The sequence below is a fragment of the Lysinibacillus sp. NPDC056220 genome, assembly GCF_049315265.1.
GTDB lineage: Bacteria > Bacillota > Bacilli > Bacillales_A > Planococcaceae > Lysinibacillus > Lysinibacillus pinottii.
Genome location: NZ_JBMOXD010000001.1, coordinates 620,416 through 634,374, shown reverse-complemented (window position 1 = coordinate 634,374; position 13,959 = coordinate 620,416). Strand labels below are relative to the sequence as shown.

The 13,959-nt window shown below is 37.6% G+C and carries 13 protein-coding genes; 7 read left to right on the top strand and 6 right to left on the bottom strand.

The window, feature by feature from the left end; translation table 11 throughout:
- Positions 1-65 precede the first annotated feature (65 nt).
- The 5 genes from pdhA (at position 66) to ACOZBY_RS03085 (ending at position 5,869) form a co-directional block, all read left to right on the top strand.
- Positions 66-1,181: a pyruvate dehydrogenase (acetyl-transferring) E1 component subunit alpha gene (gene pdhA / locus ACOZBY_RS03105; RefSeq protein WP_012293093.1), complete on the top strand. Its 1,116-nt coding sequence runs from the start codon at positions 66-68 to the stop codon at positions 1,179-1,181.
- 3 nt (positions 1,182-1,184) lie between these two features.
- Positions 1,185-2,162 carry an alpha-ketoacid dehydrogenase subunit beta gene (locus ACOZBY_RS03100; RefSeq protein WP_012293094.1) on the top strand — a complete coding sequence of 326 codons (978 nt, stop codon included), beginning with the start codon at positions 1,185-1,187 and terminating at the stop codon, positions 2,160-2,162.
- Between the two features lie 47 nt (positions 2,163-2,209).
- Positions 2,210-3,544, top strand: coding sequence for a dihydrolipoamide acetyltransferase family protein (locus ACOZBY_RS03095; RefSeq protein WP_422761466.1), 1,335 nt, complete (start codon positions 2,210-2,212; stop codon positions 3,542-3,544).
- 5 nt (positions 3,545-3,549) lie between these two features.
- The gene (gene lpdA / locus ACOZBY_RS03090; RefSeq protein WP_012293096.1) at positions 3,550-4,965 is read left to right on the top strand and encodes a dihydrolipoyl dehydrogenase; all 1,416 of its coding nucleotides are present in this window, start codon (positions 3,550-3,552) and stop codon (positions 4,963-4,965) included.
- A 121-nt stretch (positions 4,966-5,086) separates the two neighbouring features.
- Positions 5,087-5,869 (top strand): SDR family NAD(P)-dependent oxidoreductase, encoded by a 783-nt coding sequence (locus ACOZBY_RS03085; RefSeq protein WP_012293097.1) that lies wholly within the window; start codon positions 5,087-5,089, stop codon positions 5,867-5,869.
- 52 nt (positions 5,870-5,921) lie between these two features.
- Here ACOZBY_RS03085 and ACOZBY_RS03080 read toward each other — a convergent pair whose 3' ends face one another.
- The 5 genes from ACOZBY_RS03080 to ACOZBY_RS03060 all read right to left on the bottom strand — a co-directional run bounded on the left by ACOZBY_RS03080 (position 5,922) and on the right by ACOZBY_RS03060 (position 11,486).
- On the bottom strand, positions 5,922-7,448 hold the full coding sequence (locus tag ACOZBY_RS03080; protein WP_012293098.1) for a tripartite tricarboxylate transporter permease: 1,527 nt from the start codon (positions 7,446-7,448) through the stop codon (positions 5,922-5,924).
- A 17-nt stretch (positions 7,449-7,465) separates the two neighbouring features.
- Entirely contained in the window at positions 7,466-7,942 is a 477-nt protein-coding gene (locus ACOZBY_RS03075; RefSeq protein ID WP_012293099.1) for a tripartite tricarboxylate transporter TctB family protein, read from the bottom strand.
- A gap of 94 nt (positions 7,943-8,036) precedes the next feature.
- On the bottom strand, positions 8,037-9,056 hold the full coding sequence (locus tag ACOZBY_RS03070) for a tripartite tricarboxylate transporter substrate binding protein (protein WP_031418871.1): 1,020 nt from the start codon (positions 9,054-9,056) through the stop codon (positions 8,037-8,039).
- A gap of 125 nt (positions 9,057-9,181) precedes the next feature.
- Entirely contained in the window at positions 9,182-9,871 is a 690-nt protein-coding gene (locus tag ACOZBY_RS03065) for a response regulator (RefSeq protein ID WP_031418872.1), read from the bottom strand.
- Positions 9,864-11,486 (bottom strand): ATP-binding protein, encoded by a 1,623-nt coding sequence (locus ACOZBY_RS03060; RefSeq protein WP_230586121.1) that lies wholly within the window; start codon positions 11,484-11,486, stop codon positions 9,864-9,866. The genes ACOZBY_RS03065 and ACOZBY_RS03060 overlap by 8 nt, the downstream gene beginning before the upstream one ends.
- 322 nt (positions 11,487-11,808) lie before the next feature.
- Between ACOZBY_RS03060 and ACOZBY_RS03055 the strand changes: the two genes are divergently transcribed.
- Together ACOZBY_RS03055 and ACOZBY_RS03050 are read left to right on the top strand one after the other, a co-directional pair.
- Positions 11,809-12,255, top strand: coding sequence for a CidA/LrgA family protein (locus ACOZBY_RS03055; protein ID WP_031418876.1), 447 nt, complete (start codon positions 11,809-11,811; stop codon positions 12,253-12,255).
- Positions 12,248-12,925 carry an LrgB family protein gene (locus ACOZBY_RS03050; RefSeq protein WP_012293104.1) on the top strand — a complete coding sequence of 226 codons (678 nt, stop codon included), beginning with the start codon at positions 12,248-12,250 and terminating at the stop codon, positions 12,923-12,925. Before ACOZBY_RS03055 ends, ACOZBY_RS03050 begins: the two co-directional genes overlap by 8 nt.
- Positions 12,926-12,972: 47 nt before the next feature.
- On the opposite strand, the gene ACOZBY_RS03045 is transcribed toward ACOZBY_RS03050, so the two are convergent.
- Positions 12,973-13,569 carry a class I SAM-dependent methyltransferase gene (locus ACOZBY_RS03045; protein ID WP_031418878.1) on the bottom strand — a complete coding sequence of 199 codons (597 nt, stop codon included), beginning with the start codon at positions 13,567-13,569 and terminating at the stop codon, positions 12,973-12,975.
- Between the last annotated feature and the right edge of the window lie 390 nt (positions 13,570-13,959).

Sequence of the window (13,959 nt, the reverse complement as noted above, 5' to 3'; positions counted from 1 at the left end):
AAGAATAAGTTGTACTAGTCAAAAAGGTGATTTATTTTAATACAGCTGAAAGGGAGATGTGACAAATGAGCAAGAAAAACAATAATATTTTTGATGCTAAACAAACGCTAACTGAAATCGAAGATAAGTTTGAAATGTTTCAAATTTTGAATGAAGAAGGCGAAATTATAAATAATGAGGCAGATCCTAAATTATCGGATGAAGAATTAGTTGAACTAATGACACGTATGGTTTACACACGTATTTTAGACCAACGTTCAATCTCACTGAACCGTCAAGGCCGTTTAGGTTTCTATGCACCAACGGCAGGTCAGGAAGCTTCTCAGCTTGCTTCACACTTTGCATTAGAACAAGAGGATTGGATTTTACCAGGATATCGCGATGTTCCACAAATCGTGTGGCATGGCTTACCTTTAGATAAAGCGTTTTTATTCTCTCGTGGTCATTTCATGGGGAACCAGGTTCCTGAGGGTGTAAATGTTTTAGCACCTCAAATTATTATCGGTGCTCAATATATTCAAGCAGCTGGTGTTGCACTAGGTATTCAAAAGCGTGGGAAAAAGGCTGTTGCCGTAACATATACAGGTGATGGTGGTTCATCGCAAGGGGATTTCTATGAAGGTATTAACTTTGCAGGTGCATTTAAATCTCCAGCAATCTTCATTGTCCAAAATAACCAATATGCAATTTCAACACCACGTGAACTCCAAACTGCTGCAAAAACAATTGCTCAAAAAGGTGTGGCTGCAGGTTTACCAAGTATTTTAGTAGATGGAATGGATGCGCTTGCAGTATACGTTGCAACTCGTGATGCACGTGAGCGTGCTATTAATGGTGAGGGTCCAACGTTAATTGAAACAATGTGTTATCGTTATGGCCCACATACAATGGCTGGGGATGACCCAACGCGTTACCGTACTTCTGATACAGATAATGAATGGGCTCAAAAAGACCCACTTGTACGCTTCCGTAAATACTTAGAAGCTAAAGGTCTATGGGATGAGAAGAAGGAAGAAGCAGTTATTGAGCGCGCAAAAGAAGAGATTAAAGAAGCCATTAAAAAAGCTGATGCTGCTCCAAAACAAAAAGTAACAGAGTTAATGGAAAACATGTATAAAGGCGAAATGCCATCTAATTTAAAAGAACAGTATGAAATCTATAAAGAGAAGGAGTCGAAATAACCTATGGCACAAATGACGATGATTCAAGCAATTACAGATGCACTTCGCACAGAATTAAAGAATGATGAAAACGTTCTTGTATTCGGGGAAGATGTAGGTGTCAACGGTGGGGTATTCCGCGCGACAGAAGGCCTACAAAAAGAATTCGGAGTTGACCGCGTTTTTGATACGCCGTTAGCAGAATCAGGTATTGGTGGCTTAGCAGTCGGTCTTTCTCTACAAGGATTCCGTCCAGTTCCTGAAATTCAGTTCTTCGGCTTCGTTTATGAAGTAATGGATTCAATTAGTGGTCAGTTAGCGCGTATGAGCTACCGTAGTGGCGGCGTATATAACGCACCAGTAACAATTCGTTCACCATTTGGTGGTGGAGTGCATACTCCTGAGATGCACTCAGATAGCTTAGAAAGCTTAATGACTGCACAACCAGGTTTAACGGTAGTTGTACCTTCAACACCTTACGATGCAAAAGGTTTACTTATTTCATCTATTCGTAATGACAACCCAGTTATTTTCTTAGAACATTTAAAACTTTACCGTTCATTCCGTGAAGAAGTACCAGAAGAAGCTTACGAAATTCCACTAGGAAAAGCGGATGTAAAACGTGAAGGTAAAGATTTAACAATTGTTGCTTACGGTTTAATGGTTCATGAAAGCTTAAAGGCTGCAGAAGAACTTGAAAAAGAAGGCCACTCTGTTGAAGTAATTGATTTACGTACAATTCAACCAATTGATATCGAAACAATTATTGCGTCTGTAGAAAAAACAGGTCGTGCAATCGTTGTACAAGAAGCACAAAAACAAGCAGGTATCGCGGCAAATGTAGTAGCAGAAATTACTGAGCGCGCAATTCTAAGCTTAGAAGCGCCTGTTCTTCGTGTGGCTGCACCAGATACTGTGTACCCATTCCCACAAGCTGAAGGTGTTTGGTTACCAAACTACAAAGATGTAATGGAAACAGCGAAAAAAGTTTTAACATTCTAATGAAGCTTCTAAACTTGAACATCAGTAAATAGAAAGGATGGGTACACATGGCATTTGAATTCAGATTACCGGATATTGGCGAGGGAATTCACGAAGGCGAAATCGTGAAATGGTTCGTCAAGGCTGGAGATACAGTAAAAGAAGACGATATTCTTTGTGAAGTACAAAATGATAAAGCAGTAGTAGAAATTCCTTCACCAGTTGAAGGAACAGTAGAGGAAGTTTTAGTAGGAGAAGGAACAGTTGCCGTTGTAGGCGATGTTTTAATCCGTTTGGATGCACCTGGCTATGAAGATTTAAAGCTAAAAGGTGATAGTCATGCTGAAGAGAAAACAGAAGCACAAGTTCAAGCAACTGCTGAATCTGGTCAGAACGTAGAGAAAGCTCCTGCTAAAGAGGAGAAAGCACCAGAGAAAGCTCCTGAAAAAGCCGAGACAGTTGTTGATGAAACAAAACGTGTTATTGCGATGCCTTCTGTTCGCAAATTTGCACGTGATAACGACGTAAACATCCATGAGGTAAAAGGTTCAGGCAAAAATGGTCGTATTTTGAAAGAGGATATTACAAACTTCTTAAATGGTGGAGGTACTGTTGAGACAGAATCAGCAACTGATGTGACAGTTGAAGAAGCTGTTCAACAAGAAACTACTCCAACAGCACCAGTTGTTCTTGAAGGGGAATTCCCAGAAACTCGTGAGAAAATGTCTGGTATTCGAAAAGCGATTGCAAAAGCAATGGTACACTCGAAACAAACAGCTCCACATGTTACACTAATGGATGAAGTCGATGTAACAGCTCTTGTAGCGCATCGTAAAAAATTCAAAGATATCGCAGCTGAAAAAGGTGTTAAATTAACATACTTACCTTATGTAGTGAAAGCACTAATCTCAACATTACGCGAATTCCCAGAATTTAATCGCTCATTAGATGATGCAACACAAGAAATTATCCAAAAGCATTACTACAATATTGGTATTGCAGCGGATACTGAAAAAGGTTTACTTGTCCCAGTAATCAAGCATGCAGATCGCAAGTCTGTATTTGCAGTGTCAAATGAAATTAATGATTTAGCGACTAAAGCCCGTGAAGGTAAACTTGCACCACATGAAATGAAAGGTGCATCTATGTCTATTACGAATATTGGCTCTGCGGGAGGTCAATGGTTTACACCAGTAATTAATCATCCTGAAGTAGCAATTCTAGGTATTGGTCGAATTTCAGAAAAACCTGTAATAAAAAATGGTGAAATTGTAGCCGCACCTGTGTTAGCATTATCATTGAGCTTTGATCATCGTATGATCGATGGAGCCACTGCGCAAAATGCTTTAAATCACTTGAAGCGTTTGTTAAGTGAGCCAGAATTATTATTAATGGAGGCGTAACAAAAATGGTAGTAGGAGATTTCCCAATCGAAACAGATACTCTTGTCATTGGTTCAGGTCCTGGAGGATATGTAGCAGCAATTCGTGCAGCTCAAACTGGCCAAAAAGTAACAATCGTTGAAAAAAATGTACTTGGTGGTGTGTGCTTAAACGTAGGTTGTATTCCATCAAAAGCATTAATTTCAGTAGGTCACCGTTTTGAGCAAGCTAAGCATTCAGATGACATGGGAATCATCGCTTCTGATGTGAAATTAGACTTCTCAAAAGCACAAGCATTTAAAGACAGCGTTGTTAAAAAATTAACTGGCGGTGTTGAAGGCTTACTTAAAGGGAACAAAGTTGAAATTGTACAAGGTGAAGCTTATTTCGTTGACGCTCATTCAGTGCGTATCATCAATGGTGAATCTGCTCAAACTTACACATTTAACAATGTCATTATTGCAACAGGTTCTCGTCCAGTTGAAATTCCTACATTCAAATTCTCTGAGCGCGTACTAAATTCTACTGGTGCACTTTCTTTACAAGAAGTTCCTGGTAAATTAGTGGTAATCGGTGGAGGTTACATTGGTACAGAGTTAGGATCAGCATATGCAAACCTTGGCTCACAAGTAACAATTATTGAAGGCGGAAAAGATATTTTAGCTGGCTTCGAAAAACAAATGACTCAAATCGTGAAAAAAGGCCTTAAAAAGAAAGGCGTTGAAATCGAAGTAAACGCATCTGCAAAAGGCGTTGAAGAAACAGAAAACGGCGTAGTAGTAACTTATGAAGTTGGCGGAGAAGAGAAAAAAGTTGAAGCTGATTACGTATTAGTGACTGTAGGTCGTCGTCCAAATACTGATGAAATGGGCCTTGCTGAAATCGGCGTTGAATTCGGTGAACGCGGTCTAATCAATGTAGATAAACAATGTCGTACAAATATTTCAAATATCTATGCAATCGGTGATATCGTTGCTGGACCTCAGCTTGCACATAAAGCTTCTTATGAAGGCAAAGTTGCTGCTGAAGCAATTGCTGGTGAAAAATCAGTTGTTGACTATCTTGCTGTACCTGCTGTATGTTTCACAGATCCAGAAATGGCGACAGTTGGTTACAACGAAGAACAGGCAAAAGCAGAAGGTATCGAATACACTGCCGCGAAATTCCCATTCGCAGCAAATGGTCGTGCTCTTGCATTAAACCAATCTGAAGGCTTCGTGAAGCTTGTTGCTCGTAAAGAAGATGGTTTATTAATCGGTGCTCAAATCGTAGGTGCTGGTGCATCTGATATGATCGCTGAAATGGGCTTAGCCATTGAAGGCGGAATGACTGCTGAAGATATCGCATTAACAATTCATGCTCACCCAACATTAGGTGAAATTACAATGGAAACTGCTGAAGTATTACTTGGCAACCCAATTCACATTGTAGCAAAAAAATAATGTAAAACCGTTTAAACGGCTATAAAGCAAATGCTTTGTAGCCGTTTTTTGTATATTATCTATAATTTTGTTAAAGTAAATATATTGTTAAGAATATTCGAAAATATTTGGGGTGAATATAATGGAACTAGGCTTAAAGGGGAAAGTAGCAATTATAACAGGATCGAGTAAAGGTATTGGCTATTATACGGCCATGCAACTTGTAAAAGAGGGTGCACAGGTTGTCCTTTGTGCACGTGGAGAAAAACAGCTACAGGTGGCAGCTGGGTGTATTAAAAATGAAACGGGTATCGATGTTTTAATTGTTCCAACGGATATTACTAAAGAAAAAGATTGTAAGAATCTAATTGAGCGTACAGTTGAACATTTTGGACATGTTGATATTCTCATTAATAATGCTGGGACAGCTTCAGCAAATCCTTTTGAATCTGTGAGTAGTGAGCTGTGGCAAGCAGATTTAGATTTAAAGGTATTTGGGGCTATTCATTGCTCAAAATATGCTGCGCCATATATGCGTAAGGCTGGTGGCGGTGCAATCGTTAATGTGACTGCGGTGATGGCTAAGACTCCCCCTGCAAGCTCGCTTCCTACAACTGTTAGCCGTGCTGCGGGACTTGCCTTGACAAAAGCGATGAGTAAGGATTTAGGTAAGGATAATATCCGTGTAAATTCTGTATGTATTGGGCTTATTCGCAGTGATCAAATCGAAAAAAAATGGAAGAAGGAAGATCCTAGTTTATCGTGGGAAGACTATTCTCGTAAAGTAGGACAATCTATTCCACTTGGTCGTGTAGGTGATACACAAGAAGCTGCTAACGTCATTACGTTTTTAGTATCTGATGCAGCTAGCTATGTTACCGGGACCTCATTGAATATTGATGGTGGTTCTGGTCACGCATTATAGTGAAAAAATCCACTATACTTTCATTAATAGAATGTGTAGTGGATTTTATGGATTATCCTTCTTCGTTAATCAGAACATTTTTACCACGCATTTTCATGAATAGTGGTATAAGTAACCAAGCAATAGCAGCTATTAAAAATAGTAATGATAAAGGCTTTACTATAAAAATAGAAAAATCACCATTAGAAATAGTTAATGCACGGCGCATATTATTTTCAATCATCGGTCCTAGGACAAGTGCTAGTACTAAAGGTGCTACTGGATAGTCATTTTTAGCAAATAGATAACCGAGCACACCACAAGCTAATAATAAAAATAAATCAAAAGTGGCGAATTGTACTGCATACACACCAAAAATTGAAATCGCAACAATAATGGGCAATAAATATTTTTTCGGAGTTTCTATGATTTTTGCAAAAATACGAACGAGAGGCATGTTTAAGGCTAATAACATAAAGTTTCCTATAAACATACTGGCAATTAATCCCCAAGCGACTTGAGGATGCTCATCAAATAATAATGGACCTGGCTGAATATTATACATAATAAGTGCACCCATTAAAATAGCAGTTGTACCAGAACCAGGAATACCTAATGTTAGCAATGGAATCATTGCGCCTCCTGATGCAGCATTGTTCGCTGATTCAGGTCCAGCAACACCGGCAATATGGCCTTTTCCAAACTTCTCAGGTGTTTTACTGAATTTCTTTTCGGTAATATAAGAAAAGAATGAGGCAAGTGTTGCGCCTGCGCCAGGTAAAACGCCAATGAAAAATCCTAGTAGTGAACCGCGAGCGATAGGGATAGCGCTTTCTTTTAAATCCTGCTTTGTTGGTAATACACGATTAATTTTTGCTAATTGACCATCTTCCTCATCTCTTTCAAGTATCGTTTTAAATACTTCTCCTAACGCAAATAAACCAACGGCAATTGTTAAAAATTCAATACCTGAGAACAGCATAGGTTGACCAAATGTAAAGCGTTCGATTCCGGATACAGCATCAATGCCAACTGTACCGAGCATAAGTCCTAAGGCAGTCATAATTAAAGCTTTTGTAATAGAGCGGCCTGCAAGTCCACTTACTGCAGCAAGCCCTAGTAACATTAATGAAAAGTATTCTGCTGGTCCAAATTTAAGGGCTAATTTTGATAATGGATTCGCTAATAGTATTAGACCAAGTAATGCTATAACCCCAGCACAAAAGGAACCAATTGCTGCAATAGAAAGAGCACTTCCAGCACGTCCTTGCTTAGCCATTTGGTAGCCATCCAATGTAGTAACAACTGATGAGGATTCACCAGGTGTATTTAATAAAATCGAAGTGGTAGAACCACCATACATGGCTCCATAATAAACCCCTGCAAGTAAAATAATTGAGCTTGTAGCGGCGGCCTCCGTAGGTAATCCCGCTGTAATGGTTGCGGTTACTGGGATTAATAAAGCAACGCCGCTCATTGGACCTATGCCAGGAAGGACACCAACTGCTGTTCCAATTATGACACCAACAAGAGCGAATAAAAGATTTTGCCATTGAAGGGCAATAGCAAATCCATCAGCTAAAAATTGCAATGTAGACATATGTTCACTCCTTTACATTAAAAAGTTGGGAAACTAGGCAATGAACCTCCTAGTAAACTTGTAAATAAATAATAGACACCCAATGAAAATCCAGCGGCAATAATAATGGAATAAATAAGCTTAGCTCGTTCCATCGTTTGGAAGCTAATACATAAAAATAAAAACGTTGTGATCACATAGCCTATTTTTTCTAGGAAGAATACATAGGCAATCGCACTAACAAAAATGATTAAAAATTTCTTGAGCTCAGTAGATGAGGTTTTAGAAGGTGCAGTTGGTCCTCCTGTAATTCTCTCCCTTACAGCATTTTTCCATGATTCATAAAATAGTTGAAGACTTAATAAACCTAAAATAATACCTAAACCTAGTGGAAATATTTTAGGACCGACTGTAGATCCATAAGCACTATCAGAAATTTGCGTTGCTTGAAAGATAAATAAAATGCTAACAGCTAAGAGGATAATGCTAAATGTTTTATCAAATGTGTAATTCAATCGTTATACACCTCCGTTGATAATAATTTAAGGTTGCACAAGTAAATCTTATTGGATGGAAATACTTGTGCTCTTTTTCGACACAGGCTATTCTTTACTTTTGCATACCAAGAGCTGTCAATAGTTCTACGATGATTTTATTCTGATTGTCTAGGTAAGTTGTAAAATCCTCAGCATTGCGGTATTCAGCTTGCCAGCCATTACGTGACACCTCAGCTTGCCATTCTTCTGATTCAGCCATTGCTTGTAATTTTTCAGACCAGTAGGTAACCGCATCTTCACTCATATTTTTCGGACCAAAAATACCACGCCAAATAGTAAATTCTTCATCAATACCAGCCTCTTTAAATGTAGGAACTTCTGCTAGCTCACCTTCTAAACGTTCAGAGGAACTTACGGCTAATACACGCACATCTCCTGATTTAACATAAGTAGCAATTGTCGAAGCATCTGTTGCAATGACATCAGCGTTGCCGCCTAGTAACGCGGTTACAGCTTCACCACCACCATCGTAAGAAACGTATTTAATTGTTTTTAAGTCTAAGCCAGCTTTATAGGCAGGAATAATTCCTACTAGATGATCCATAGAGCCCGGTGCAGAGCCACCTGCTAAAGTAACATCTTTTGGCGAATCTTTTATAGCATTTAATACATCTTCAAGCGTTTGGAATGGAGAATCCTTCTTAACAACAATTGCACCATAGTCACGCGTTAATTGTGCTAAGGGTGTAGTGTCCTTGTAGCCAAATTTACTATTTCCTTCAGCTTTTTCATGATTAATAAGAATTGGCGGTGATTTAACCATTAACATATAATCATTGCTTGCTTCCTTTGTAGCAAATGTTGCCATAAAGGCAGCACCACCGCCGCCTGGCTTGTTTTCAACTTGAATGGATTTATTAATTAAACCTGTATCATTCATCGTTTTTGCTACTGCACGAGCTGTTAAATCCCAACCACCCCCCGCCCCTGATGGAGCAACAATGGTAATATTACTTTTCGGATAATTATTTGCTTTTTTTCCTTCAGCTGTTTCTCCATTTGATGATGAACAGCCAACTAAACTAGTAAATAGTAAGCCAGCTATCATAACTTTTGAAATCTTCCTCCACATAAAAATCCCCCTTAAAAATAAAATGATAGCGCTATCATTCGAGCGCTATCATAACTATAACTTATATCAGAATTGTGAAAATATTGTGGTGATATTGTGGATTAACGTCATTTTGTTCATAAAGTTTATGAGAAAATAAAGTATCGCCGTTCAGGACGACCAACTGTGCCATAAGTTAGTTCGATATAGGCCTGCTTTTGTGTGACTAAAAATTCTAAATAGCGGCGAGCAGTGGAACGACTAACACCAATATTTTTTCCTAACAGTTCAGCTGTACTACCATCTTTCCTTGTGCTTAAATAGTTGATGACATGATTCATCGTTGTTAGATCAATGCCCTTTGGTAATAGTAGCTGTGTATCCTCTGGGATGGATGAAGCAGTTTTGGGCCAAAGGCATTGAATTTTTTCTTGTGTAAATTTCTCATTATTTTGCAGGAGTAGATGCTTGAAACGGAATTTTTCTATACTTTCTTTTAGTTGATCGAATGTAAATGGCTTTAAAATATAGTCAGTAACATTTTTACGATACGCTTTTTGTACAATATGAGCCTCCGTGGCTGCGGTAATCAAAATAATGCTACTGGTTGGGCTAATTTTTTTGATTTTATCAATTAGATCTACGCCAAGTATATCTGGTAAAAATACATCGAGTAATATTAGCTGTGGTGCAAATGATTGAAGCCAATCTAAAGCTTCTTCTCCAGTATTTGCACACGCAATTACTGTAAATCCTTCAATTTTCTCTAAAAAACGACGATGTACGTCTGCTACACGTACATCGTCTTCAATTACTAGCACTTCAATATCAGTCATTGTTAATAGTCCCCCTTTTACTAATAGATATGATAAATAGGGCACCTCCTAAATCGCCTTCCCCAAGAGCGAGTGTGCCGTTTAAATCATGGATGCTAGAAATTACTTTCTTTAACCCATAGCCTCGATGCTTCCTATCTTTAGTTGAGATATTTTCTGAAAATAATACATCTAGTTTTTCTTGTGCTATGCCATTGCCAGAATCCTCGACCTCAAAGATGATTTCCTCTCCATTATCAAAGATAAAAAGCCTTACAATTGGCTGTTGCTCCTTATTTCTTTCGACCTCCTCAAAAGCATTGGTTAGTAAATTGCCCATAATCGAAATAATAAGGCCTTTTTCGATATTTTCAGGGAAGGTTTCTAAATAACTATCTTCATCAAATATTAGTTGAATCTTTAATTCACGAGCACGATTAAAAAATCCGATAATTAAACCATTTAAGAATGGGTCTTTTACACGATTTGTAATAAATTGTGTTAACGATGAATGTCCTTGTACCTCATTATGAATAATTGTTAAAGCTTCATCGGATGCATTTAATTGAATAAGACCAGAAATGGTATAAAGGATATTATTAAACTCATGTGTTTGTGCACGTAAAGCTTCTGTATATTGTTTTACTTGTGATAATTCAATCGCCATTTGCTCAATTTCTGATTGTAGCCGGAAACTTGCTACAGCACCGACAATTTTACCATTCACTCTCATAGGAACACGGTTAACGATAATTTCATCACCGTTGATAATCATTAATTTATCAAGCTGTTTCTCACCATTCATTAATACATTTAGTAGGTGTGTATTTGGGATATGTTGCTTAATATTATGTCCAATAATCGAAGCAGAATCGGGTAAATTTAAGATATTGGCGGCGGCATTGTTTAATGTTGTAATTTTGCCTTTATCGTTGATCGTAATAATAGCTTCACGTACTGATTCTATTAAAGTATTTTTTTCTGTTAATAGATTGGCAATTTCATTTGGCTCCAGATTAAAAATTTGCTTTTTAATATTACGGGATAAAATAATAGAGCCAATAATACCGATGGTGAGTGCAATAATGATTGTATAAAAAATGTTATCCAAGTATAAAAAATATAAGTTATCCAATTCACTTGTTAAATAGCCAATTGACACAACGCCTAAAATCGCTCCATTCGTATCAAAGATAGGCGCTTTCCCACGTATAGATTGTCCCATTGAACCATCGGCGATTGAAATATAAGATTCACCGTTGATCAATGCTTTGTCATTATCATCACCTACCATGGATTTGCCAATACGGTCGGCGAGAGGGTGGGTGTAGCGAATGCCATTTTTATCACCGATTACAACATAAGTAGCTTTTGCAGCAACCATAATATCATTGCTAATTTTTTGCAGACTTTCTGATGGGTTGTCGGTGTGAAAGGCTTCTATTACGTCGCCCCTACTAGCAGTTGTTTCCGCCAAATAAAGCGCTCGATTACCAATTTGTGTTTGCAGTGCATCAGAAATTGTTATGTAGAAGAGTAGACCAGCTAAAGTGACAATAAGAAATATTAAAAAGCTGCTGTAATAAGAAATGCGAGTTTGAAGTTTTAATGTTTTAAAGATAATAGAAGATCCCACCTTATTGTGTATTCTGGAGACTTATATGATTGTTTGAAAAATGAGTATCTTTTGTAATTTCAGATTATATATAAAAATTCTGGAATTTGCTAGCTAGTGATTAAAGAAAAGGGGATGAATAGAGATTTTTCATTGGTAAAAAAAGCTATTTGAATAGTCCTTAGTGACAATTCACCCTAAATATCGATTAAAAATTGTATATGTAAAAACTTAGAATCATTTTTAGTCTTTTTGTAACTGATTATTATTTTTCTAAAATTACAATAGACAGAAAATTCCTACAGATGTAGAATGAACGATATAGGGGGTGAAAAGTGGCGAAATGTTGAACGAAAATTTTGCTACAATTTTGTTGCGAGTTGCTCGAATCATTTTTCAAATTGGCATACTGACCATTTTTTATTATATGGGGGTAGGGATTGTTACTTATTTACACATACCGCTTCCAGGGAGTGTCATTGGATTACTGTTATTGGTACTTTCACTCATTTTTAAAATCATTAAGGTTGAATATATTCAAGATGGCGCAAGTTTTTTAATTGGCGTTTTAACGTTGTTTTTCATACCGGCAACAGTGGGTGTTATTGATTACCCAGAACTCATGTCAATTACTGGCTTGCTTATAATTCTAGCCGTTATTGCTAGTACATTAATCTCTATTTATGTCACAGGTTTACTGACGCAAATAATTGAGAAGAAAGAATTAAAGAAAAAAGAAGGAACAGAATCTATTGTTGAAGAAGGGAAGGGTGAGTTAACGGTTGATTGAAGCAATTGTTGTCCTGAGCACTATTATTATGTTCATATTATTTACGAAGCTTTATCAGCGATATCCACATCCTATTATGATTCCTTTAGTTACGACTACCGTCGTTAGTGCAGTGATTTTACTAGTTTTTAAAATCCCCTATGCTACATATATGGTAGGTGGAGAATGGCTTCAGAAAATGCTTGGGCCAGCTGTAGTTGCACTTGCCTATCCTCTTTATAATCAGCGGGCAATTATTATCAAATATAAATATTCTATTTTATCAGGACTTATCATCGGCATGGTGACAGGATTAATAACTATTTTTTTGTTGTTAAGATCGATTGGTGTAAAATCTAGCTGGATGCTGACAGCCTTGCCTAAATCTCTAACAACGCCTGTTGGGATGCAGGTCAGCGAAACAATCGGTGGTATCCCGCCATTAACAGCTGTTTTTGTGATGATAGCAGGGTTTGTAGGGGCTATTATAGGCCCATTAGTTATTAAATATGGCAAAATCGACTCGGCGGTTAGTAGAGGGGTCGCAGTGGGGAGTGCCTCTCATGGTGTAGGACTTGTGAAATTAAGGGAATATGGAGAACAGGAATTATCAGTTGGTTCATTATCGATGGGCCTAACGGCTATTATTGGGGCTTTTTTCTGTCCATTATTTGTGTATTTATTTTTATAAAGAATTCTCATTTTAGGAGTTGTCTCAAATGGTTTGAGACAACTCATTTATTTTTTCTCAATAATGAATTGAATAGTATGGGCTAGTCCAGTGTGTAACGTCCCTTCATGGCGTATTTGCTCTCCTGTGAAAAAATGGATAATTTTGTGAGACTGACACCATTGCAGGACATGAATGGGGTCATATAAAAAATCGAGCTGCTGTGGACCACCAGACGCATAGGGGAGCTGATAAATAGAATATAATTCCATCATGATCCGCCCACCTTGCTTGACTGAATCGATAATCTTTTGGATGACAGCCTGCTGTTGTTGTAATTGAAAATGACCAAAAATCATAATAGCCGCATCATATTTCTCCACAGGTAGGTCATCCAGTAGTAGATCAGTTAGCATAGTTTGAACTGACACATGATGTTTCTGTGCTAATTGTTCTGTTTTCGTAAGACCACTTTGTGCATAATCATAGGCAGTGACAGTATGGCCCATTGAGGCTAAAAAAACAGCATTGCGTCCTTCACCTTCTGCATAGGCTGCGATATTAGGGCATTCTTTTAAATAATTTACATAATCTTTAATAAAGGCATTTGGTTGTTCACCATAAACGTATTCGGATCCTAGAAAACGTCGATTCCATGTATTCATGAATCCATTCCTCCTTTTCTATATTGTAGATAATGTGCATTCGTTATTCTAACTTTTAGCTTATAAAAGCTAATAATAAATTCTGGCTTCTAAGTTAATTGTGATCTATTATGTAATAATAGTTAGGAGGTAAATTTTATGGGTGATTTGGAAAATTGTTTACAGAAATTAAGGGAACAACATCACTATACTCAGGATGAAGTGGCAGAGTACTGACAGATTTCACCGCAGGTTGTGTCTAAATAGAAATTAGGAAAAGGTTATCCTGATATAGATAATTTCATTAAGTAAAGTGAACTGTTTCAAATTTCCTTAGATGAACTGAATAAAATAGTTGGCGACTTTTTTATGGCATTCTTGGTGGTTAGCCTTTCCGATTTTAGCGATCGC